The 2,733-nt window shown below is 67.7% G+C and carries 3 protein-coding genes; all 3 read right to left on the reverse strand.

What is annotated here, in order from left to right; translation table 11 throughout:
* Positions 1-123 precede the first annotated feature (123 nt).
* The 3 genes from ACE3TA_RS22500 to ACE3TA_RS22510 all read right to left on the reverse strand — a co-directional run bounded on the left by ACE3TA_RS22500 (position 124) and on the right by ACE3TA_RS22510 (position 2,664).
* Positions 124-1,797, reverse strand: coding sequence for an IS66-like element ISPpa7 family transposase (locus ACE3TA_RS22500; RefSeq protein ID WP_024844429.1), 1,674 nt, complete (start codon positions 1,795-1,797; stop codon positions 124-126).
* 64 nt (positions 1,798-1,861) lie between these two features.
* Entirely contained in the window at positions 1,862-2,215 is a 354-nt protein-coding gene (gene tnpB / locus ACE3TA_RS22505; RefSeq protein ID WP_028710877.1) for an IS66 family insertion sequence element accessory protein TnpB, read from the reverse strand.
* Complete coding sequence (locus tag ACE3TA_RS22510; protein WP_374576564.1) at positions 2,212-2,664, reverse strand: transposase; 453 nt, start codon at positions 2,662-2,664, stop codon at positions 2,212-2,214. Before ACE3TA_RS22510 ends, tnpB begins: the two co-directional genes overlap by 4 nt.
* Positions 2,665-2,733: the final 69 nt, after the last annotated feature.

Consider the following 2,733-nt stretch of genomic DNA (forward strand, 5'->3'; position numbering starts at 1 on the left):
GTAAGCGCCGTCTCCGTCCCATTGGGATTTGGGGTGCGCTTGGGAGCGCGAGTTGGGTGCGTTGGGGGGCGAGTGCCGGTTAGTGAAGCTCACAATGAGCTCAGCCGGGAGTCCCGGATGTGCTCATTGTGAGGTCTTGGTCGCTGCCGCGTAGGCCCATGGCATCAAGGCGTCTATGTCCTTGTCGAGGTGGCCGGTGGCGATGCTTGTGAAGAGATCGCGCAGGTAGGCGTAAGGCTCCACGTCGTTCAGCTTGCAGGTGCCGATCAGGCTGGCGAAGCGGGCCCAGTTGCGGCCACCCTCGTCGTGGCCGGCGAAGAGCGCATTGCGGCGGTTCATGGCCGGGCTGCGGATGGCGTTCTCGACCAGGTTGGAGTCCATGTCGACATGGCCATCGTCGAGGAACAGCCGGAAGCCGTCCTGGCGGCGCAGCATGTAGTGCAGGGCCTTGCCGAGATCCGACTTGCGCGAGGTCCGGTCGGCCTGGGCGGCGAGCCAGGCGAAGAATTTATCGACCAGGGGGCGGGACTGCTCCTGCCGGATGGTGCGGCGCAGGCCGGCATCCTTGCCGCGGATGGCGGCCTCGATCCGATAGAGCGCGGCGATGCGCGCCAGCGCCTCGTCGACAATGGGCGAGCCGGCCTTCGGTCTGGCCGCGATGAGCTTCCTGCGGCCGTGCGACCAGCAGAACGCCAGCGCAAGCGGCTTGCCGCCCTTCCGGTCGGGCTTGGCCAGATGGGTGTAGCCGCCATAGGCGTCGACCTGAATCGTCCCGTCGAACCCGTCGAGGATCTCGTCGGCGTTCTCGCCGGCGCGGCCCGGGCGATAGTGGAACACCACGCCGGGCGGGGCGGGACCGCCCCAACCGCGATCGTCGCGTAGCACCGCCCAGAGATATCCGGTCTTCGTCTTGCCGCGCCCTGGGTCCAGGACCGGGGCTGTGGTCTCGTCGACATAGAGGCGGGTGCCGCCGGTCTTCAGAAGCACCGTCATGCGCTCGACCACGGGCGCGATCAGCGCGCCGGTCCGGCCCATCCAGTCGGCCAGCACCGAGCGGTCGATGGGCACCCCGTGCCGGGCCATGACCAGCGACTGCCGGTTCAAGGGCATGTGTTCAGAATGCTTGGCGACCGCGATCTGCGCGAGCAGCGCCTCGGTAGGCCAGCTGCCTTCGAGCAGATGCGCCGGGGCTTTTGCCTGCACCACACCGGCCCGGCCCTTGGGGCAGGCGTATCTGGGTCGCACCGTGACGATCACCTGATACCGCGCGGGGATGCAATCCAGCCGCTTGCTGCGGTCCTCGCCGATCCGGACCATGTCGCCACAGCCACAAGGACAGGCGATGCTGTCGGGCTCGACCACCCGCTCCACATGCGGCAGGCCTTCGGGCAGCGCCCGGGCTTTGCGCGGTTTACGCCGAGCTTTCTTCTCGGGATCGAGCGTGCTGGCGGCGATCTTCTCTTCGACCGCAGCGATGCGCGCCTCGGTCTCGGCGATGGCAGTCTCGAGGTCTTCCAGTGCCAGGTCCAGCTGGGCGGGGTCCAGCTTCTCGGACTTCGGCCCGAACTTCGCGCGGCGATACTGCTGGATCTGGCCTTCCAGCGTCACCACCAGCTCCTTGAGCTCGGCGATGAACGCCTCCTTCTCGGCCACCACCGCTTGCTCGTGCTGGCGTGCCGCGCGTTCGACCGAGGCCTCGAACCGGGCGGCCTCCAGCGCCTCGTGCTGCGCTGCAAAGGCCGCCACCACCTCGGGCGGGAGGTCAGGAAAGCGGCTCAGATCGAGGGGCTGCGACATGGCCCTTTCTATCCGATCCCGGCAGGGAAGCCCAACAAAACAACGCCCGGAACGACGACCTGAGTCACCCCGCCGCAGTCGGCACCGTCACCCGCTGCGCCATCACCCGCCGCCAATCCAGGCCCTCGACCAGCGCCTCGCATTGCGCCCGTGACAGCCGCATCACCCCGTCCTGAACCTTCGGCCAGGCGAACTTGCCCTGCTCCAGGACCTTATACACCAGCACCATGCCGGTGCCGTCCCACACCAGGATCTTCAATCTGTCGCCGCGCTTCGATCGGAAGATCACCATCACCCCGGAATGCGGATCGAGCCGCAGCGTGTTCTGAACGATCAGTGCCAGCGCCTGATGACCGCAACGGAAGTCCACCGGTCGGGTCGCCACCAGGATCGGCAGCCGCTGCCCGGCGACGATCATGCCGACCTGCGCAGCGCACGCACAAGCGCCGCCGCCCGCTCCGCCGACACGTCGCCCGGCACGCGGACAATAATTCCGTCGCCAATCTCGATTCCGACGACCCCTTCGGCACCGCGCGCGGCATCAGGCGAGGCATCCACCTCGTCATCTACCGACACCGGCACGAACGCCGGCACCACGGTCGCGCCTACCGCCTCCATGGCATCCGCCGGCAGCGCCAGAAGCCCCTGTCGCGCCTGGCGCCGCCAGTCCGAGAGCTGATGCGGCGCAAGATCATGCCGCTGCGCGACATCCACAACTCGCACCCCGGGCTGGAAACTCTCCGCCACGATCCGGGCCTTCACCGCCTCAGGCCAGCGCCGATACCCCCGCGTCCGACGAACCACCTCGACACGACCAACGAACCCGTCGCCACCATCCGCCACCATCGCCCCCTTGCAGAAAACCACAAAGAGGCTCGCTCCTACGCAGCTCGCAGGAAACCCACGATATCAATGGGCTGGAGACGGCGCATACGG

It is taken from the genome of Phenylobacterium sp. (assembly GCF_041916435.1).
Lineage (GTDB): Bacteria > Pseudomonadota > Alphaproteobacteria > Caulobacterales > Caulobacteraceae > Phenylobacterium.

What these genes read in the sequence shown, in the direction of transcription:
- ACE3TA_RS22500 (WP_024844429.1), bottom strand. Translation starts at nt 1,797, where the DNA reads ATGTCGCAGCCCCTCGATCTGAGCCGCTTTCCTGACCTCCCGCCCGAG.
- tnpB (WP_028710877.1), bottom strand. Translation starts at nt 2,215, where the DNA reads ATGATCGTCGCCGGGCAGCGGCTGCCGATCCTGGTGGCGACCCGACCG.